Source organism: Massilia sp. UYP11 (assembly GCF_050434805.1).
GTDB lineage: Bacteria > Pseudomonadota > Gammaproteobacteria > Burkholderiales > Burkholderiaceae_D > Telluria.
Genome location: NZ_JBNDJE010000018.1, coordinates 1 through 19619 on the forward strand (window position 1 = coordinate 1; position 19619 = coordinate 19619).

General features: G+C 65.2%; 13 protein-coding genes. 12 read left to right on the forward strand and 1 reads right to left on the reverse strand.

Annotation, left to right across the window (positions count from 1 at the left end; translation table 11 throughout):
- Positions 1 to 130 precede the first annotated feature (130 nt).
- Positions 131 to 3043, reverse strand: coding sequence for a TonB-dependent receptor plug domain-containing protein (locus ABIB38_RS19355; protein ID WP_429206335.1), 2913 nt, complete (start codon positions 3041 to 3043; stop codon positions 131 to 133).
- Positions 3044 to 3576: 533 nt separating this feature from the next.
- On the opposite strand from ABIB38_RS19355, the gene ABIB38_RS19360 reads away from it, so the two are divergent.
- From ABIB38_RS19360 to truB, 12 genes are all read left to right on the forward strand, one after another.
- Positions 3577 to 4515, forward strand: coding sequence for an ABC transporter permease (locus tag ABIB38_RS19360; RefSeq protein ID WP_429206336.1), 939 nt, complete (start codon positions 3577 to 3579; stop codon positions 4513 to 4515).
- Positions 4516 to 4547: 32 nt separating this feature from the next.
- Positions 4548 to 5546 carry an ABC transporter permease gene (locus ABIB38_RS19365; protein ID WP_429206337.1) on the forward strand — a complete coding sequence of 333 codons (999 nt, stop codon included), beginning with the start codon at positions 4548 to 4550 and terminating at the stop codon, positions 5544 to 5546.
- Between the two features lie 8 nt (positions 5547 to 5554).
- The gene (locus tag ABIB38_RS19370) at positions 5555 to 7258 is read left to right on the forward strand and encodes an ABC transporter ATP-binding protein (RefSeq protein WP_429206338.1); all 1704 of its coding nucleotides are present in this window, start codon (positions 5555 to 5557) and stop codon (positions 7256 to 7258) included.
- Between the two features lie 136 nt (positions 7259 to 7394).
- Positions 7395 to 8339 carry a VTT domain-containing protein gene (locus tag ABIB38_RS19375; RefSeq protein ID WP_429206339.1) on the forward strand — a complete coding sequence of 315 codons (945 nt, stop codon included), beginning with the start codon at positions 7395 to 7397 and terminating at the stop codon, positions 8337 to 8339.
- A 191-nt stretch (positions 8340 to 8530) separates the two neighbouring features.
- Positions 8531 to 9544, forward strand: a complete 1014-nt coding sequence (locus ABIB38_RS19380) for a glucokinase (RefSeq protein WP_429206340.1) — start codon at positions 8531 to 8533, stop codon at positions 9542 to 9544.
- 414 nt (positions 9545 to 9958) lie between these two features.
- On the forward strand, positions 9959 to 10699 hold the full coding sequence (gene scpB / locus ABIB38_RS19385) for an SMC-Scp complex subunit ScpB (RefSeq protein WP_429206341.1): 741 nt from the start codon (positions 9959 to 9961) through the stop codon (positions 10697 to 10699).
- Positions 10686 to 12683, forward strand: a complete 1998-nt coding sequence (gene rluB, locus ABIB38_RS19390) for a 23S rRNA pseudouridine(2605) synthase RluB (RefSeq protein ID WP_429206342.1) — start codon at positions 10686 to 10688, stop codon at positions 12681 to 12683. Before scpB ends, rluB begins: the two co-directional genes overlap by 14 nt.
- 364 nt (positions 12684 to 13047) lie before the next feature.
- On the forward strand, positions 13048 to 13536 hold the full coding sequence (gene rimP / locus ABIB38_RS19395; RefSeq protein WP_137175228.1) for a ribosome maturation factor RimP: 489 nt from the start codon (positions 13048 to 13050) through the stop codon (positions 13534 to 13536).
- On the forward strand, positions 13533 to 15098 hold the full coding sequence (nusA, locus tag ABIB38_RS19400) for a transcription termination factor NusA (RefSeq protein ID WP_429206343.1): 1566 nt from the start codon (positions 13533 to 13535) through the stop codon (positions 15096 to 15098). Before rimP ends, nusA begins: the two co-directional genes overlap by 4 nt.
- A 44-nt stretch (positions 15099 to 15142) precedes the next feature.
- On the forward strand, positions 15143 to 17974 hold the full coding sequence (gene infB, locus ABIB38_RS19405) for a translation initiation factor IF-2 (protein WP_429206344.1): 2832 nt from the start codon (positions 15143 to 15145) through the stop codon (positions 17972 to 17974).
- Between the two features lie 255 nt (positions 17975 to 18229).
- The gene (gene rbfA / locus ABIB38_RS19410; RefSeq protein ID WP_429206345.1) at positions 18230 to 18670 is read left to right on the forward strand and encodes a 30S ribosome-binding factor RbfA; all 441 of its coding nucleotides are present in this window, start codon (positions 18230 to 18232) and stop codon (positions 18668 to 18670) included.
- A complete protein-coding gene (gene truB / locus ABIB38_RS19415; RefSeq protein ID WP_429206346.1) occupies positions 18667 to 19593 on the forward strand; it encodes a tRNA pseudouridine(55) synthase TruB in 927 nt (308 codons plus the stop codon). The genes rbfA and truB overlap by 4 nt, the downstream gene beginning before the upstream one ends.
- The last annotated feature ends 26 nt before the right edge of the window (positions 19594 to 19619 follow it).

Consider the following 19619-nt stretch of genomic DNA (forward strand, 5'->3'; position numbering starts at 1 on the left):
AAATATTCTTGCACGACTGCGAGCTTGAACTGCTCATCGTACTTGGTCATGAAAAACCCCCAAAAGTTGTGTCCAACTTTTGGGGGTCAGTTCACCGAGGTGCGCCGTTTTTTTGTTCCAGCTCAGCTGATCAGAACTTGGCGGTCAGGTTCAGGAATACGTGACGGCCCATCGCGTCGTACACCTGCGGGTAGGTGTTGCCGTTGCCGAAGACTTCAGCCACGACGCCCGACAGTGGCGGATCCTTGTCCAGCGCGTTGTTCATGCCGGCGCGCAGAGCGAAGATCTGGTTGATTTGCCAGCCGGCGGTCAGGTCCAGGTAGTTGCGCGCGCCCAGGCGTGCGTCGGCTGCCTGGAAGGTGCCGCTCAGCAGAGGCTGCTCGCTGGTCGAGTCGAGGTCGGTGCCCTTGACGTAGCGCCAGGTCGCGCCCAGCTCCACGCCACGCCATGGGGTGCCCCACACCGCGCGCACCTTGTGACGCCATTTCGGCAGCGGCACGCCGCAGGTGGTGCCGTGCAGGCCGGCGCAGTCGTACTCGCCCGAACCCGGGAAGTCTTCCTGCTTGAACTCCTTCAGGTAGGTGCCCATCAACGACAGGTTCAGGCTGCCCCATGCGCCGAGCTTGGTGTTCCAGTTGGCGCCCAGGTCGACGCCCTTGGTCGAGCTCATGCCCAGGTTCTGGTTGGTGGCGACAATGTTGGCGCTTTCCAGGGCCCACAGGCTGCCCAGGCGGTCACGCGTGATCAGGCCGCAGAACTGCGGGTCGCCGGTTTCCAGGCACTGGGTCAGGGTGGTCGATGCCGGCAGGCCGCCGATCGTGCCGTTGACCTTCATGTCGAAGGCATCGATGGTCAGCGAGGTATTGCGGGTCGGGGTCAGCACCAGGCCCAGGGTGTACGAATCCGATTCTTCCGGTTCCAGGTTGGTGTTGCCACCGATGATCTGGTTGTACTGCTGGGCCGGCGAATTCAGGATGTTGCCGTACTGGCCAGCGGTCACGCCGGTGCGCGCGCACTGTTCCAGGGTCGCGGCCGGATTGGCGCCGGCGCAAGGATCGGCGCCCATGCCGAACAGCGCCAGGCCGGACGGGGTGTACAGCTCGACCACGTTGGCGGCGCGCGCCGCGCGCTGGTAGCTGAAGCGGAACTTCGCTTCCTTCACTGGCGCCCACTCGAGGCCGAAACCGTAGGAGTCGGTGTCCTGGCCGGTCGAGTAATCCGATTTGCGGTAGCTGCCGGTCATGGTCAGCTGGTCGGCGAACGGCACGTTCTGCAGGATCGGGATGCGGGTTTCGGCGAAGTAGTCGCGCACGCTGAACTGGCCGCTCACGTTCTTGGTCGGGCCGCCCTGGCCGGCCAGGTCACCTGACTCGAAGGCGACGTCCGAGTTCAGCTCGAGCTTTTCGGTGCGGTGTTCCCAGCCGAGCGCGATGCCCACGCCTTCGCTGCTGGTGGGGAGCTTGATGCCGTATTCGCCCAGGTCGGACGACAGGTTGATGCCCTGCACGGTCTGCGAAGTGTGGCCCTTCTGGAAGCCCGGGGTCTGCAGGTAGGACAGCGCTTCCGGAGTCACGCCGCCCAGGCGCCAGATGTTGTACGGGACGCAGTTCGGGTCGACGCCGTTGAGGGTGCTGGCGCAGACCGGCTGGCCGTTGGCGCCCGGGACCACGTTCAGCGCGCGCGCGCTGCGCGAGACCGAGAAGTCGTTGAAGTAGGTTTCCGAGTACAGCACCTTGCCGACCTGGGCGAAGGCGTCGTACCTCCAGTTGCCGATATCGCCCTTGACGCCGATCACGCCGCGGTACGAGGTGTGGCGCAGGTCGTCGCGGCGACCGCCGCCTTCGACGTTGCGGCGCAGGATGACGACGTCGGCGGTGTCGCCGGGGCCGGTCATGCCCAGTGCGCTGCGCCAGGCGTCGGACAGCAGAGGATTTTCCCAGCGGATCGCATTGGCGCCGGAAGCGTCCAGGCCGAACAGGCCGGATGGCGCGATCTGGGCCACGGTGCTGTCGTCGTGGAAGCTGGCCTCGGCGTACAGGCGGGCCTTGTCGTTGATGTCGTAGTGGGTGAACGAGCTGAAGGTGTAGCGTTCCGAGGGACGGCGGAAGTAGTTCAGCGGACCGAAGTTGTAGGCATCGCTGGCGCCCACGTAGTTACGCACGTTGCCGTTGGCGTCGGCCACGGTTTTCAGGCCGGTGGCGGTGATGAACTGGCCGGGGAAGCTGGTGCCGGAACCGCCGCAGTTGAAGACGTCGCCACGGCTGGCGCCGCCCAGCGCGCAAGACGTGAAGTCGCGCTCGGATTGCAGCAGCGCGTCTTCCTTCTTGTAGCCGAAGAACACCACGGCATTGCCCTTGCCGTCGGCGAAGTTGCCGCCCATGGTCAGGCTGATGTCCTTGACCTTGCCGTCGGCGCCCTTGTCGCCCGGCAGCGCGAAATTGCGGCGCTTGGCGGCGTCGGCCACCGGGCCGCCGTTCTGGTCGTGGTTGTAGAACTGGTAGTTGGCGTCGATCTGGACGCCCTGGAAGCGGTCGTCCATGATGAAGTTGACCACGCCGGCCACGGCGTCCGAGCCGTAGATGGCGCCGGCGCCGCCGGTCAGTACTTCGACGCGCTTGATCAGGCCCACCGGAATCTGGTTCAGGTCGGCCGCGGTATTGCGCGGGCTGCCGGCCGGCAGGCGGCGGCCGTTGACCAGCACCAGGGTGCGGTCGGCGCCGAAGTTGCGCAGGTTGACGGTGGCGGTGCCGGACGAGCCGTTCGACACCGAGCCGCCCTGGTCGGCGAACACCTGGGGCAGGTTGTTCAGCAGGTTCTCGACCGAACGGACACCTTCCATCTTGATGTCCTTGGCGTTCACCACGGTCACCGGGCTGACGCTTTCCAGGTTCGCGGTCGCGATGCGCGAGCCGGTCACTTCCACCCGCTGCAGCGATTCGGCGGCAGGCGCCGTATCCTGGGCGTGGGCCGCCGTGCAGGCGACGGCAAGGCCGCCCGCGCAGATCAGGCGCACCGATCGAGATAACACAGTTTCAACCATCATAGTCAGTCTTCCCCGTAAGACCTGGCGGCGGGTCGCGCCGGCCAGTAAAAGTCAGTGAATCGCCGTGTGATATGGACACGGCATGTTTTTGCTACTTAACAATAAAAACATTGACCAATCGACAGTGTCAATTGGTAACGTCGGCGCCGAGCAAAATACAACTACTTGATGGCTTGTCTTTACAATCTGAATTTTTTTTGCTAGTCACACAAAAGTCACAAAACTCGGACTGCGATAGTTCATGCGACAAATATAGTTGGATGTGGAATTTGATTCGTTCAAACTTTATTTTTTGGGCATGATATTGCCGTCAGCACGTTGTGTGTGCCGAAGGAGGATGGCAAGGTTCTTATATGAAATATTGATACCTGTGTCATTACGTGGCAATAACCTGCAACTATCGGGGCATAAGATTGCGCGGCTGTCGGCGCGTGCGGATATGCGCTATCGTGTCGTTTTTTGCCGCCTAGAATTTGGGCTGGTGGCAATCCTTGGGGCGGCCCGTTCGCCCAATCCGCAAATTCGGGAGTGCGATGTTTGCTTATGTCCTGCGCCGGCTGTGGCAGATGGTGCCGACAATGGGCGGCGTGGTGCTGCTGGTGTTTTTCTTGTTCAACTGGGTCGGCGGCGACCCGGCCTATCTTTTGGCAGGCAAGATGGCCGACGCCGGCGCGATCGAGAACATCCGGCGCCAGCTGGGCACCGACCAGCCCTATGCTGTGCAGCTATGGATCTTCGTCAAGCAGATCCTGACCTTCGACTTCGGCAACGCCTGGAGCACCGGCGAGCCGGTGTCGCACATCATCAAGAGCCGCCTGGGGCCGTCGCTCACGGTCCTGATTCCACTCACCGTGCTCGAGACCGTGCTGGGCGTCGCGCTGGCGCTGGCGATCGCCTTCGTGCGCGGCTCGCTGACCGACCGTGCCGTGATGGTCGCCTGCACGGTGGGGATGTCGATCTCGATCCTGGTCTACATCATCGTGTTCCAGTACGTCTTCGCCTATCAGCTGGGCCTGTTTCCGGTCCAGGGCTGGGGCAATAGCCTGGGCGAGAACCTGCTGCGCTATGCGCTGCTGCCGATCATCATCGGCCTGGCGGTCTCGATCGCGCCGACGCTGCGCCTGTACCGCAGCTTCGTGCTCGACGAGGCAGGGCAGGACTACGTGCGCACCGCGCGCGCCAAAGGCCTGGGAGAGGGCCGCATCGTCTGGGTCCACGTGCTGCGCAATGCCGCGATCCCGATCATCACTCACGTGATGGCCAACCTGCCGGCGCTGCTGATCGGCGCCTTCCTGCTCGAGCGCTTCTTCGGCATTCCCGGCATCGGCCGCGAGGTGATCCTGGCCGTCGAACGCAGCGACTTCCCGGTGATCAAGGCGATCACGGTCTACGTGGCCGCCGCGACCATGGTGTTCAACCTGCTGGCCGACCTGCTGTACCAGGCGGTCGATCCCCGCGTGCAGCTCAAATAGCGATGACGGCCACCCTGAACACGAGCGCGCACATGCGCTCTCCCGGATTGTGGGCGCTCGCCTGGCGGCGCCTGTGCGCCGACCGCGTCGGGATGGCGGCGCTGGCCGTCGTCGCCGGTTTCCTGCTGCTGGTGTTGTTGTCGGCCACGGGCATGCTGGCGAGTGACTGGGAAGAAGAGGTTGCGGTCAACTATGCGCCGCCCACGTTCGTCGGCGCCGACCCCACGGCGCGTGCGCTGGCGCTGGCCCAGTTGCCGCGCACGACGCCGCCGAACGCCTTCGATCCGCTGGCGGAGGAGCTGGCCGAACTCAGGGCGCAGGTCGCGCAGACCCATCCGCCAGTGGAAAAGCGCACGACGTTGCCGTTCGGCGCCGACAAATGGGGGCACGACATCGTCAAGAAAACCATCAAGGGCGGCGAGACCTCGATCGTGGTGGGGCTGGTCGCGGCCCTGCTGGCGGTGGCGCTCGGCACGCTGTTCGGCGCTGTCTCGGGCTTTTATGGCGGCTGGGTCGACGACCTGTTCAACTGGTTCTACAGCATCTTCACGGCGATCCCGGCGATCCTCATGATCCTGACCGTGGCCGCCGTGCTCCAGCAAAAAGGCGTGGCCACCATCGTGCTGATCCTCGGCCTGACCGGCTGGACCGGCCCCTATCGCCTGATGCGCGCCGAATACATCAAGCACGGCGCGCGCGAATACGTGATGGCGGCCGATGCCATCGGCGCCTCGCCCTGGGCCCGCATGTTCGGCCACATCCTGCCCAACGTCTCGCACGTGGCGCTGGTGCAGATGTCGATCCTGGTGGTGGGCTTCATCAAGGCCGAGGTGATCCTGTCGTTCCTGGGCTTTGGCGTGCCGGTCGGCACCGTATCCTGGGGCAGCATGCTCAACGAGGCGCAGAATGAACTGATCCTCGGCAAGTGGTGGCAGCTGGCGGCGGCGGCGGGCGCGATGGCGCTGCTGGTGACGAGCTTCTCGCTGTTCGCGGACGCGCTGCGCGACGCACTCGATCCCAAGATCAAATGATGCCCGATATGACCCCAGCAACCACGCCCCTGCTGCAGGTACGCGACCTGCGCATCGCCTTTCGCACCGACAAGCGGCACACGTTCGAGGCTTTGAAGGGCGTCTCGTTCGACGTCCCGGACGACGGCACGGTGGCGCTGGTGGGCGAGTCCGGCAGCGGCAAGTCGGTCAGCTCGCTGGCCGTGATGGGCCTCTTGCCCGCGGCGACCACCGTCATCGATCCCGCCTCCAGCATCCGCTTCGCCGGCCGCGAACTGCTCGGCCTGCCTGCGCGCGAGCGGCGCGCGCTGTGCGGCAAGGAGATCGCGATGATCTTCCAGGAGCCGATGTCCTCGCTCAATCCGGTGTTCACGGTCGGCTATCAGATCGGCGAAGTCCTGCGCTTGCACCTGGGCATGAGCAGGCGCGCGGCGCGGGCGCGCACCCTGGCGCTGCTGCACGAGGTCGGCATTCCCGATCCGGACCGGAAGATCGACGCCTACCCGAACCAGATGTCGGGCGGCCAGCAACAGCGGGTGATGATCGCGATGGCGATCGCCTGCGAGCCACGCCTCCTGATCGCCGACGAACCGACCACGGCGCTGGACGTGACGATCCAGAAGCAGATCATGGACCTGATCGCGCGCCTGCAGCGCGAGCGCCGCATGGCGGTGCTGTTCATCACCCACGACCTGGGGCTGGTGGGCGAGATCGCCGACCGCGTGATCGTGATGCGCCACGGCGAGGTGCGCGAGCAGGGCGCGGTCGGCCAGGTGTTCGGCGCCCCGGTCGACGCGTATACCAGGGCCTTGCTGCATTGCCGGCCGCCGCTCGATGCGCGACCGCTGCGCCTGCCGGTGATCGACGACTATCTGCGTGGCCTCGAGCCCGATCAGGCGCCCGAGCGGGCGCCGGCGCAGCGCGTGCGCGGCACCGCGCCGGATGACGAGCCGGTGCTGGTGGTCAACAACCTGGCCAAGAGTTTCTGGGTGCGCGAAGGCCTGTTCGGCAAGCGCGAATTCAAGGCGGTCAAGGACGTTTCGTTCACCCTCTGCCGCGGCAAGACCCTGGGCGTGGTGGGCGAGTCGGGCTCGGGCAAGACCACGGTGGGCTTGACCCTGCTGCGCCTGCATCGCGCGAGCGGCGGCTCGGCGCTGTTCGAGGGGCGCGACCTGCTGGCCATGTCCGACCGCGAATACCAGGCGTATAAACGCCGGATCCAGATCATCTTCCAGAATCCCTATGCCTCGCTCAACCCGCGCTTCACGGTGGGCCAGATTTTGCTGGAACCGATGCGCATCCACGGCATCGGCGCCAATGAACTGGAGCGCGAAGCGTTGGCGCGCCAGCTGCTGGGACGGGTGGGCTTGCCGGACGCCGCCTATGGCCGCTATCCGCACGAGTTCTCGGGCGGCCAGCGCCAGCGCATCGCGATCGCGCGCTGCCTGACCATGCGGCCCGAGATCCTGGTGTGCGACGAATCGGTGTCGGCGCTCGACGTCTCGGTGCAGGCCCAGGTGCTGAACCTTCTGCAAGACCTGCAGGACGAATATGGCATGAGCTATATCTTCATCTCGCACGACCTGTCGGTGGTCAAGTACATCTCGGACCAGGTGATGGTGATGCACCACGGCAGCGTGGTCGAGATGGCGGATGCCGACGTGCTGTACCGCAATCCGCAGCATCCGTACACGCGCTCGCTGCTGGCGGCGATTCCCCGCGGCGCGGGGTAGAGCGGGGCGCAACCGGCGTCGATCGTCTGCGCCACATCCGTCCCGCATGCGCCCGGAGTCAAGGCCGCGTTGCGCTGACGCCAAACGGAATGGGGGCGCTCCTGTGCCGCCAGCCCAATTGCGCTAATATACATGGATGCCCCAGTTAGCCGAACTCCTCCAGGTCTATGGCGTGCTGATCGTGTTCGGCATCGTCCTCGTCGAACAGTTCGGCCTGCCCATACCCGCCTACCCGGTCCTGATCGTGGCCGGCGCGCTCTCGGTCACCGCCGACGTGAGCTGGCAGCTGGTATGGATGGCGGCCATCCTGGCCTGCCTGATCTGCGACGCCTTCTGGTTCCGCGCCGGCCGCTTCTACGGCAAGCGCATCCTGCGGCTGCTGTGCAAGATTTCGCTGTCCCCCGATTCCTGCGTCAACCAGACCGAGGATCGCTTTCGCAAGTTCGGCGTCAAGTCGCTGCTGGTATCCAAGTTCATCCCCGGCTTTAACATCGTCGCGGCGCCGTTGTCGGGCGCCATGGGCGTCCACCTGCGCCCGTTCCTGCTGTATGCGGTGAGCGGCGCGGCGCTCTGGAGCGGCACCGGCATCCTGCTCGGCGTCTGGTTCCACGACAGCGTCGACGGCGTGCTCGATACGCTCTCGACCATGGGCAGCACGGCGCTGACGATCGTGGCCGGCCTGCTGGCCCTGTTCATCGCCTTCAAGTATGCCGAACGGCGCCGCCACCGCTCGCGCAGCGCGATCGAGCGCATCGGCATCGACGAGGTGCTGGCCCTGATCGATGCCGGCCAGGATCCGGTGATCGTCGATGCGCGCAGCCTGAGCGCGCAACAGCTGGAAGCCCCGATCCCGGGCGCCCTGATTTTCAAGGCTTGCCAGCCCGAACACCTGATGGCCTCGCTCGACCGCGACCGCCACATCGTCGTCTACTGCAGCTGCCCGGACGACGTCACCGCCGCCCAGGTGGCGCGCCAGTTCCTGGCCAACGGTTTCCACCGGGCGCGGCCGCTCAAGGGCGGGCTCGACGCCTGGAACGCCCGGCGCGGCGACGATCCCGCGCTCGATCCGGCCGCCTGCTGATCGGCGCCGCGCGTCCGGCGGCGCGATGCTTTCAATGTTCGGTGCAAGTAGTTCTACTACGTCGGCGTGCGTCCAGGTAATAAGGTGCATTGGTGCATCGTGCCGCCGGGTATGTACCTAAACTACAGAAAACACTTGTCGTCAGGGCAAAAAATTTAGTAAGCTTGGGGGTCTCTTACATGCGTACCGCCATGACTGTCTCCCCGCTCAGCCCTTCCACCGACCGCCTGCACCGCGGCGGCGCCCGCCTGCTTGCCGATATCGGCGGCACCAATTGCCGCTTCGTGCTGGAGCTGGGGCCGGGCCGGCTCGCGGCAGTCGAGGTGCTGCCTTGCGCCGACTATGCGACCCTGGGCGAGGCCATGCGCGCCTACCTGGGCAGCGCGGCGGTCAAGGCCTGTTGGGCGGCGCCGATCCGCCACGCCGCGATCGCCATCGCCAACCCGGTGAATGGCGATTATGTGCGCATGACCAATCATCACTGGGAATTTTCCACTGAAGCCTTGCGGCAGGAATGCGGTTTCGAGATCCTGCTGGTGGTCAATGACTTTTCGGCCCTGGCACGTGCGCTGCCGCACCTGGGCGAGCAGAAGCGCCAGGTGGGTGGTGGTGCGCCGCAGCCGGACGCGGTGCTGGGTCTGGTGGGCGCCGGCACCGGCCTCGGCGTTTCCGGGCTGGTGCCGTGCGGCGCCAGCTGGACCGCGCTGCGCAGCGAAGGCGGCCACGTCAGCTTTTCCCCCGTCAGCGAGCAGGAAATCGCGATCCTGCAATATGCGTGGCGCGAGTTCGAGCACGTCTCGTTCGAGCGCTTCCTGTCCGGCGCCGGCGTCGAGCTCATCTATCGTGCGCTGGCCGATCGCGCCGGCCGCCCTGGCGAGCGCCTCGGCGCGGCCGAGATCTCGCGCCGCGCGCTCGCAGGCGAATGCGCGCTGTGCGACGAGGTGCTGGAAGCCTTCTGCGGCATGCTCGGCACCGTGGCCGGCAACCTGGCCGTCACCCTCGGCGCCCAGGGCGGCGTGTACATCGGCGGCGGCATCGTGCCGCGCCTCGGGGAGCGCTTCGACCGTTCGTCGTTCCGCCGCCGCTTCGAGCAGAAGGGGCGCTTCGCCGGCTACCTGGCCGACGTGCCGACCTATGTGATCACTGCCGAGTACCCCGCATTCCTTGGCGTATCGGCGATTTTGTCCGAAAAACTGTCCGACTGACGCAAATAGGTGCGCATCGCAGGGCCGTCCCTTGTCCGCTGCGGGGTTTTATCGGTTACAATGGCCGCCAGTTGGAAGAAACGACGTCGTCCACTCGCGTGCCGCACAGGCCGCTCCCAGGCGGCGCCCCGATCGCGGGCGTGCCTAAGAGCCAGAGTTCCGCCGAGTTCCACGTTTCGCAATGAAAATCAACACCAGCGGCCCGTCGCACAGGCGGGTTGCCCTGGCGGGTTCCTTGCCCGCCATGTATTAGCTCCGGCGCTCAGCGCGCCGGGCCCACGGATTCCGGTTTCAGGCAGCACAGCGCAAAGCGCAGGGCGACAGCCGGCGCATGGCACGCAGGCATGCGCACCACGCGCATCGATGCTGTCCCAACCCCGATTGGCCCAATTGTTTGATTGACGACATCGCGATATGAATACTGACGAGGCCAAGAGAGTCCTCGAAACCGCCTTGCTATGCGCCCGCGAGCCGATGTCGATCCACGGCATGAAGAAACTTTTCGCCGAGGTCGACGGGCAAGGACGGCAGATTGGCGCCGGCGTCGGCGCCGATACGATCAAAATCTTGCTGGAAGAACTGCGCCAGGACTGGGATGGACGCGGCATCGAGATCGTCAGCCTGGCGTCGGGCTGGCGTTTCCAGAGCCGTCCCGAGATGAAGCCCTATCTCGACCGCCTGGCGCCCGAAAAGCCGCCCAGGTACTCGCGGGCGACCCTGGAAACACTGGCGATCATTGCCTACCGCCAACCGGTGACGCGCGGCGACATCGAAGAGATCCGCGGCGTCGCGGTCAATTCGCAGACCATCAAGATGCTGGAAGACCGCGGCTGGATCGACGTCGTCGGGCACCGCGAAGTGGTGGGGCGGCCAGCCCTGCTGGGCACCACGCGCCAGTTCCTGGACGACCTGGGCCTGGCGGCGCTGTCCCAGTTGCCGCCGCTGCAGCCGCTGGCGGAAGGCCCGGACAGCCGCAGCCTGGAAGCCCTCGAGGCGGCATTGAATGACAATTTTGACAAGGTGGATGCCCCCGCACCTGCCGACGATATAGAGTTAGCGACTTCACCCGTTGAAGTTCCGATCCGCGACACGCTTGACGACGGGATTGCCAAGGCGGGTCAGCACAATAAAGACACGAACGATGAACCCAACTGAACAAAACGATACCAAGCCCGTGGATGCAGGCGAGCCGGCAGTAGCCAAGCCGAAGCGTACGCGCAAGACGGCTGCCGCTGTCGTTGCCGACACGACGACAGGCGAGGCCGTCGCGGCCGACGCGCCGGCCAAGCCGAAGCGCACCCGCAAGGCAGCCGTTGCCGCCGAGCCGGCCGCACCGGCGCCAGATGCCGAAGCGCCGGCGCCGAAGGCCCGCAAGCCGCGCGCCGCCAAGGTGGCGAAGGAGGCGTCCGACGCTTCGGCCGTGCCGGCAGCCGCCGCCGAAGCGCCGGCGGCCGTCGAAGTCGCCCCGGCCCAGGAAGCGCGCAAGCCGCGCGGCCCGCGCCAGATGCGCGAAAAGCGCGCCGAACGCGAAGCGTTGCAGCAGGCCGCCGCGCCGGTTGTCGCCGAGCAGGCTGCTGCCGCGCCCGAGACTGGCGCCGACGCCGCGCCGGAAGGCGCCGGCGCGCAGGAGGGCGCCCAGGAGGCGCGTGGCCGCGGCCAGGGCAAGCGCGGCCAGCAAAGCGGCCGTCCGACCCAGCAAAGCGGTCGCCCCACCGAAGGCGGACGTCCGGCCAAGCAGATCGGCCGCGGCGGCAAGCAGCAGCCGGGCAAGGGCGGCAAGCAACAGCCGGGCAACGAGGCCGATAATGTGTTTTCGTTCGTCACCTCGAGCGACTTCGACGCCAACGACGGCGCGCGCAGCAATGCGCCGGCCAAGGCGGCGCGGCGCGACCTGACCGCCGACGACGATGCGCCGAAGCTGCACAAGGTGCTGGCCGAGGCCGGCCTGGGTTCGCGCCGCGACATGGAAGACCTGATCGTCGCCGGCCGCGTCTCGGTCAATGGCGAGCCGGCCCATATCGGCCAGCGCATCCTGCCGACCGATGCGGTCCGCATCAACGGCAAGCTGATCCAGCGCCGCGTGAGCAGCAAGCCGCCGCGCGTGCTGGTCTACCACAAGCCGGCCGGCGAGATCGTCAGCCACGACGATCCGGAAGGCCGACCATCGGTGTTTGACCGCCTGCCGACCATGAAGGCCGGCAAGTGGCTGGCCGTCGGCCGCCTCGACTTCAATACCGAGGGCCTGCTGCTGTTTACGACCTCGGGTGATCTGGCCAACCGCTTGATGCACCCACGCTACAACATCGACCGCGAATACGCGGTGCGCACCCTGGGCGAGCTCGAGGAAGGCATGCGCCAGAAGCTGCTGTCCGGCGTGGACCTGGACGACGGCAAGGCTGCGTTCTCGAAGATCCAGAACGGCGGCGGCGAAGGCATCAATCGCTGGTACCGCGTGGTGATCGGCGAAGGCCGCAACCGCGAGGTGCGCCGCATGTTCGAGGCGGTCGGCCTGACCGTCTCGCGCCTGATCCGTACCCGCTACGGCGCCATGACCCTGCCGAGCGGCCTCAAGCGTGGCCGTTGGGAGGAGTTCGAAGAGAACGATGTGCGCGCGTTGATGGCGGCCTTCGGCGTCGAAAAGAAAGGCGCTGCCCCCGAGAAGCATGTCAAGGGCGGCCACAAGGGCAAGGGCCCGCGACCGGACGGCATGCGCGCCGACGGCAACCGCGGCGCCGAGCGCAACAACGAGCGCAGCGGCGAGCGCGGCAACGATCGCAGCGATGGCAATCGCATCGACCGCGCCGACGCCAACCGCAACGTCGATCCCTACGGCCCGCCGGTCGCGCGGGTCGGCAGCACCCGGGGGCAGGGCATCCTGAACGGTCCAGTGCCGAGCGGCAAGCCAGCCACCGGGCGCCAGGGCGGCTTCGGCGGCCAGGCTGGCGGCAAGGGCCGTGGAGCCAGCGCGGGCGGCGGCAAAGGTGGCGCCAACAGCGGCGCCGCCAGCAGCCGTCCGCGCCAGCCGGACCCGCTGCAGACGACCTTCGGCTTCGCCGGCACCGGCGGCGGTGGGCGTCGCGGTGGCCAGGGGCCGCGCGGCTCCGAGCACGGCCTGCCGCGCCGCGGTCGTCGCGGCTGAGAACCTACCGGGACAGGTTCTGAGTAGCATCCATGTCCGGCCTGCGCGAGCGTGCGCTGGCCGCGCATGCGCCGGTGGATCGGCGTAAAATATTTCTTCGCCCTTAGAAACTATCCCGTAGGTTCTTAGCAGCTCGCCAACTGTTGTTTAAAATCTCATTGATGGTATGGCGATTGCGAGAGAAGCGGAAAAGCAGTATAATTTGCAGCCTAATCGAAGTCCTTCCCCGAACGCTGTATCCGCAAGTCATGATGCGCGTGAAATTGGTGCAAGTGCTTTCATCTGGTTGGGTTGTAAGTACAAAAAGATGGGCAGATGCCCATTTTTTTTTTGGTAAATCGTTTTAAAGCCCTGGAGAAGTGCCGTGCAGCAGTTTGACTTAATCGCCACGACAGTCAGTGGACTCGGCTATGACCTCGTCGATGTGGAACGAGGCGAGCGCGGGATCCTGCGTGTGTACATCGATTTCCCGGCTGCCGATGCGGACGAAAAGGGCCCGATCACGGTCGAGGACTGCGCCAAGGTGAGCCACCAGTTGTCGCACGTGTTGACCGTGGAAAACGTCGATTACGAACGATTGGAAATTTCGTCGCCGGGCCTCGATCGCCCGGTACGGACCCTCGCCGATTTTGCCCGCTTCGCCGGCCATGAGTGCACGGTCAAGCTGCGCGTCGCGGTACCCGGCAGTGATCACCGCAAGACGTTCACCGGTATCCTGCGCGGCGTCGAGAACGACAAGGTCGGCTTGGAATTTGACAGTAAAGATGGCCCGGCGTTGATGGAATTTACGCTGGCCGAATTGGACAAGGCACGTTTGGTGCCACAGGTGGATTTTAGGAGTCGCAAAGCATGAGTCGCGAAATTTTATTGCTGGTGGATGCGCTTGCGCGCGAAAAGAACGTCGACAAGGAAGTCGTTTTCGGTGCGCTCGAGTTCGCGCTGGCACAGGCCACGAAGAAGCGCTATGAAGGCGAAGTCGACATTCGCGTGTCAATCGATCGCGACACCGGTGAATTCGAGACTTTCCGCCGCTGGCACGTGGTGCCGGACGAAGCGGGCCTGCAACTGCCTGACCAGGAAATCCTGCATTTCGAAGCCAAGGAACAGATTCCTGACATCGAAGTCGACGAGTACATTGAAGAGCCGATCGAATCGGTCGATTTCGGCCGTCGTTTTGCCCAGGATACCAAGCAAGTGGTGCTGCAGCGCGTGCGCGATGCCGAGCGCGAGCAGATCCTGCAAGACTTCCTGGAGCGCGGCGATTCGCTGGTCACCGGCACCATCAAGCGCATGGAACGCGGCGATGCGATCGTTGAGTCGGGCAAGATCGAGGCGCGCCTGCCGCGCGACCAGATGATCCCGAAAGAAAACCTGCGCATCGGTGACCGCGTGCGCGCCTTCATCCTGCGTGTGGACCGCAATATGCGCGGCCCGCAGGTGATCCTGTCGCGCACTGCGCCAGACTTCATCATGAAGCTGTTCGAGCTGGAAGTGCCAGAGATCGAACAAGGCCTGCTGCAGATCAAATCGGCGGCCCGTGACGCCGGCGTGCGCGCCAAGATTGCCGTGTTTACGGCCGACAAGCGCATCGATCCGATCGGCACCTGCGTCGGCATGCGCGGTTCGCGCGTGCAGGCCGTGACCGGCGAACTGGGCGGCGAGCGTGTGGACATCGTGTTGTGGTCGGACGATCCGGCCCAGTTCGTGATCGGCGCCCTGGCTCCTGCGAACGTTTCGTCGATCATGGTCGACGAAGAAAAGCACGCCATGGATGTGGTCGTGGACGAAGAAAACCTGGCCATCGCGATCGGCCGTTCGGGCCAGAACGTGCGCCTGGCGTCCGAGCTGACCGGCTGGAAGATCAATATCATGACCGCCGAGGAATCGGCGAACAAGGTGGAACAAGAATCGGCCGCGATCCGCGCGCTGTTCATGGAAAAACTGGACGTCGACCAGGAAGTGGCCGATATCCTGGTTGAAGAAGGCTTCTCGAGCCTGGAAGAGATCGCATACGTGCCAATTTCCGAGATGCTGGAAATTGAATCGTTCGATGAGGACACCGTCAACGAACTGCGCACCCGCGCCCGTGACGCGCTGGTGACCGAAGCGATCGCTTCCGAGGAAGGTCTCGAAGGCATGGAAGAAGCTCTGGTCAATCTGGAAGGCATGGACCGTACCGTTGCCGGCAAGCTTGGCCTGGCTGGCATCAAGACGGTCGAAGCATTCGCGGCGCTGGCCTATGACGAATTTGGCGCCATCCTGGCGTTGCCGTCGGACCGCGCCCGCGAATTGATCAAGAGTGAATTTAATGATGTGACCGACGACGAGATGAAGCTGGTCGATGGCAAGTATGACGACCGGGCGAAAGCACTGCAGGCGAAAGCCTGGAGCCTGGCAGAAACGGCCAAAGCTTGAACATTTCTTTATCATCTGTCGCGACACGTAGAAAAGAGGACTGAATGGCGAGTAACAACGTAGCCCAATTTGCCACCGAGCTGAAGATGCCTGCAGACCTGCTGCTGACCCAGCTGCGTTCGGCCGGCGTCGAGAAAAGCTCGACGTCAGATCCCTTGTCGAAAGATGATAAGGACAAGCTGCTGAACCACCTGCGCCGTGCCCACGGCGCAGCCGACACCGGCGAAAAGAAGAAAATCACGGTGACGCGCAAGGAAACCAGCGAAATCAAGCAGGCCGATTCGTCGGGTAAATCGCGCACCATCCAGGTCGAAGTCCGCAAGAAGCGTACCTTCGTGCAGCGCGACGACCTGGTCACCACCAAGGCCCCGGAAGAACCGGTGATCGACGCCGCCGAACAGGCGCGCCGAGAAGAAGATGCGCGCCGCCAGACCGAGCTGATTGCCCGTCAGGAAGCCGACCTGCGCGAAAAGCAGGAACGCCTGGCCAAGCTGGAAGCCGAAGAAAAGGCGCAAGCCGCGGCTGCCGAAGAGCAGTCCAAGCGCGAAGCCGCCGAGGCGGCCAAGCGCGACGCTGCCGAAAAGGCCGCTGTTGCTGCCGCCAAGGAAGTCGCTGCCGGCAAGGAAGCCGCTGCTGGCGCCGACGAGGCCGCCAAGAAGGCCGCCGACGACGCCAAGGCCGCCAAGGAAGCTGCCGCCAAGGAAGCTGCCGAACGCGTTGCCGCCACCGAGCGCGCACGCAAGGCCGTGGCCGACGAAGTGGCGCAGATCAAGCTCATGATGAGCCAGCCGCGCCGCGTGATCAAGGCGCCGGAACCGGTGGCCAAGCCAGCCGCTCCGGCCGCTGCCGCCGGCACGCTGCACAAGCCTGCGGACAAGAAGCCGGGCGAAGTCAAGAAGGACGACGCCAAGAAGCCGGGCGACAAGAAGTCGATCAAGTCGGCCAATGTGTCGTCGACCTGGTCGGACGACGCCAAGAAGCGTGGCGGCCAGGGCCTCAAGACCCGTGGCGCACCTGCCGGCGGCGGTGGCCGTGACGGCTGGCGCAGCGGTGGTCGTGGCGGCCGTCGTGGCCATGGCGACGATCGTGAATCGAACTTCCAGGCGCCGCTCGAAGCGATCGTGAAGGACGTGTACGTGCCCGAAACCATCACCGTGGCCGAGCTGGCGCACAAGATGTCGGTCAAGGCGTCCGAGGTCATCAAGCAGCTGATGAAGCTGGGCCAGATGTGCACCATCAACCAGGTGCTGGATCAGGAAACCGCGATGATCCTGGTGGAAGAGATGGGCCACAAGGCCTTCGCCGCCGCCGAGGACGATCCGGAAGCGGTCCTGGCCGACCAGGGCGAGCACACCGAGTTCGAGTCGAGCCCGCGTGCGCCGGTCGTTACCGTCATGGGTCACGTCGACCACGGCAAGACCTCGCTGCTGGACTACATCCGCCGCGCCAAGGTGGCGTCGGGCGAAGCCGGCGGCATTACCCAGCACATCGGTGCCTACCACGTGGATACCCCGCGCGGCATGATCACCTTCCTGGATACCCCGGGCCACGAAGCGTTCACCGCGATGCGTGCCCGCGGCGCGAAAGCGACCGACATCGTCATCCTGGTGGTGGCGGCGGACGACGGCGTGATGCCGCAGACGAAAGAGGCGATCGCTCACGCGAAAGCCGCCGGCGTGCCGCTGGTCGTCGCGATCAACAAGATCGACAAGCAGGGCGCCAACCCGGATCGCGTGACTCAGGAACTGGTCGCCGAAGGCGTGGTGCCGGAAGAATACGGTGGCGAGTCGCCATTCGTGCAAGTGTCGGCGAAAGTCGGCACCGGCATCGACGACCTGCTCGAGAACGTGCTGCTGCAGGCCGAAGTGCTGGAACTGAAGGCGCCGACCGAGTCGCTGGCCCGTGGCCTGGTGGTCGAAGCCCGTCTGGACAAGGGCCGCGGCCCGGTCGCGACGATCCTGGTGCAGTCGGGCACCCTGAAGCGCGGCGACGTCGTGCTGGCGGGTTCCTCATTCGGCCGCGTCAGGGCCATGCTGGACGAAAACGGCAAATCGATCGCCGCAGCCGGCCCGTCGATTCCCGTGGAAATCCAGGGCCTGACCGAAGTGCCGAGCGCCGGCGAGGAAGTCATGGTCATGGCCGACGAGCGCAAGGCGCGCGAGATCGCTCTGTTCCGTCAAGGCAAGTTCCGTGACGTGAAGCTGGCCAAGCAGCAAGCCGCGAAGCTGGAAAACATGTTCGAGCAGATGGCCGAGGGCGAGGTGAAGAACCTGCCGCTGATCGTCAAGACCGACGTGCAGGGTTCGCAGGAAGCGCTGGTGGGTTCGCTGCAGAAGCTGTCGACCTCGGAAGTGCGCGTGCAGATCGTCCATGCGGCGGTCGGCGGCATCACCGAGTCGGACGTCAACCTGGCGACCGCCTCGAAAGCGGTCATCATCGGCTTCAATGCCCGTGCGGACGCCCAGGCGCGCAAGCTGGCCGAGGCGAACGGCGTCGACATCCGTTACTACAGCATCATTTACGATGCGATCGACGAGATCAAGACCGCACTGTCGGGCATGCTGGCGCCGGAGAAGCGCGAGACCATCACCGGCCAGGTCGAGATTCGCCAGGTCATCCTGGTGTCGAAGGTCGGCGCGATCGCGGGCTGCCTGGTCACCGATGGCGTGGTCAAGCGTTCCTCCTCGGTCCGCCTGCTGCGCAACAACATCGTGATCTGGACCGGCGAGATCGATTCGCTGAAACGCTTCAAGGACGACGTGAAGGAAGTGCGCGCCGGTCTCGAGTGCGGTCTGTCGCTGAAGGGCAACAACGAAATCCAGGTCGGCGACGTCCTGGAGGTGTTCGAAGTCACCGAAGTGGCGCGTACGCTGTAAGTCACGCCGTTGGCGTACCATGGGGGCCAGGACGCTTCGCGGCAATGCCGCGGGGGGCCTGGCCCTTTTTTATCCGTACAGGAACGGGACGGCCACCGGCCCGGACACGTCGTTCCCGCGAAGGCGGGAACCCAAGTTTGTTCGCTTGAACGCTACCCGCAAGGCCAGCTGCTGAGCTAAGAAACTTGGGTCCCCGCCAAGGCGCCCGGCTAGGGCGGGGACGACGCTAACAAAAGAATAAAGTAGTGAACCATCATGGCTAAACACAGTAAAAGCATTCCACAGCGCGGCCTGCGCGTGGCCGACCAGATCCAGAAGGACCTGTCGGAACTCATTGCCTTCGAACTGAAGGACCCGCGCGTCGGCATGGTCACCATCAGCGAAGTCCAGCTGACCCCTGACTACGCCCACGCCAAGATCTATTTCACCCTGCTCAAGGACAGCGCGGAAGACGTGCGCCAGACGCTGGAGGGCTTGAACAAGGCCTCCGGCTACCTGCGCAATATGCTGGGCAAGCGCCTGCACATCCATACGCTGCCGTCGCTGCACTTCCTGCACGACACCTCGACCGTGCGTGGCCTGGCGATGTCGGCCCTGATCGACCAGGCCAACGCCACCCGCGCCAAGGACGATCCGGAGTCGAATCCCGATTCGCATCCCGACGCGCAGGCAGCCGACCCGGCGGAGAAAGAGTGAACGGTCGTCCCGCGAAAAAGCCGCGCGATCCTCTGGATGGCGTGCTGCTGCTCGACAAGCCGGTCGGCCTGTCCTCGAACGACGCCCTGATCCGCGCCAAGCGCGTGCTGAACGCGAAGAAGGCCGGCCACACCGGCACGCTCGACCCGTTCGCCACCGGCTTGCTGCCGCTGTGCTTTGGCGAAGCGACCAAGTTCTCGCAAGACCTGCTCGAGGCCGACAAGACCTATGAAGCCACGGTCCACCTGGGCGTCATGACGAATACCGGCGACACCGAGGGCGAAGCCATCGAGACCCTGCCGGTGGAGGTCACCGTGGAACAGATCGAGGCGGCGCTGGCGCGTTTTCGCGGTCCGATCCAGCAAGTGCCGCCGATGTATTCGGCGCTCAAGCGCGACGGCAAGGCCTTGTATGAATATGCGCGCCAAGGCATCACGCTCGAGCGCGAGGCGCGGCCGGTGACCATCCACGCGCTGGCGCTGATCGACTACCAGGCGCCGTTCCTGAAGATCCGCGTCACCTGCAGCAAGGGCACCTATGTGCGCGTGCTGGGCGAGGACATCGGCGCGGCGCTCGGCTGCGGCGCGCACCTGAACGCGCTGCGCCGGATCGAGGTCGGCGCGCTCGACGTCAGCGGCATGATCACGCTGGACGAGCTGCTGGCGCATCCGGACCCGCGCTCGCTGCTGCGGCCGGTCGATGCGCTGCTGTCGACCTTCCCGTCCATCGAGCTGGACGCCGAGCTGGCGCGCCGCTTCCTGCAGGGCCAGCGCCTGGCGCTCGGCAAGGAAGACGTCGCCGTGCCGGACCAGCAGGGCAGGATGCGCATCTACCATGCCGGCCGCCTGCTCGGCACCGGCCAGCTGGGCGAGTATGCGATCCTGGCGCCGGAGCGCCTGATCTCGACGGCGCCGGCGGCCTGATCCTTTTTTCCGCTACGCATGTCACG

What these genes read in the sequence shown, in the direction of transcription:
- ABIB38_RS19355 (WP_429206335.1), bottom strand. Translation starts at nt 3,043, where the DNA reads ATGATGGTTGAAACTGTGTTATCTCGATCGGTGCGCCTGATCTGCGCG.
- ABIB38_RS19360 (WP_429206336.1), top strand. Translation starts at nt 3,577, where the DNA reads ATGTTTGCTTATGTCCTGCGCCGGCTGTGGCAGATGGTGCCGACAATG.
- ABIB38_RS19365 (WP_429206337.1), top strand. Translation starts at nt 4,548, where the DNA reads ATGCGCTCTCCCGGATTGTGGGCGCTCGCCTGGCGGCGCCTGTGCGCC.
- ABIB38_RS19370 (WP_429206338.1), top strand. Translation starts at nt 5,555, where the DNA reads ATGACCCCAGCAACCACGCCCCTGCTGCAGGTACGCGACCTGCGCATC.
- ABIB38_RS19375 (WP_429206339.1), top strand. Translation starts at nt 7,395, where the DNA reads ATGCCCCAGTTAGCCGAACTCCTCCAGGTCTATGGCGTGCTGATCGTG.
- ABIB38_RS19380 (WP_429206340.1), top strand. Translation starts at nt 8,531, where the DNA reads ATGACTGTCTCCCCGCTCAGCCCTTCCACCGACCGCCTGCACCGCGGC.
- scpB (WP_429206341.1), top strand. Translation starts at nt 9,959, where the DNA reads ATGAATACTGACGAGGCCAAGAGAGTCCTCGAAACCGCCTTGCTATGC.
- rluB (WP_429206342.1), top strand. Translation starts at nt 10,686, where the DNA reads ATGAACCCAACTGAACAAAACGATACCAAGCCCGTGGATGCAGGCGAG.
- nusA (WP_429206343.1), top strand. Translation starts at nt 13,533, where the DNA reads ATGAGTCGCGAAATTTTATTGCTGGTGGATGCGCTTGCGCGCGAAAAG.
- infB (WP_429206344.1), top strand. Translation starts at nt 15,143, where the DNA reads ATGGCGAGTAACAACGTAGCCCAATTTGCCACCGAGCTGAAGATGCCT.
- rbfA (WP_429206345.1), top strand. Translation starts at nt 18,230, where the DNA reads ATGGCTAAACACAGTAAAAGCATTCCACAGCGCGGCCTGCGCGTGGCC.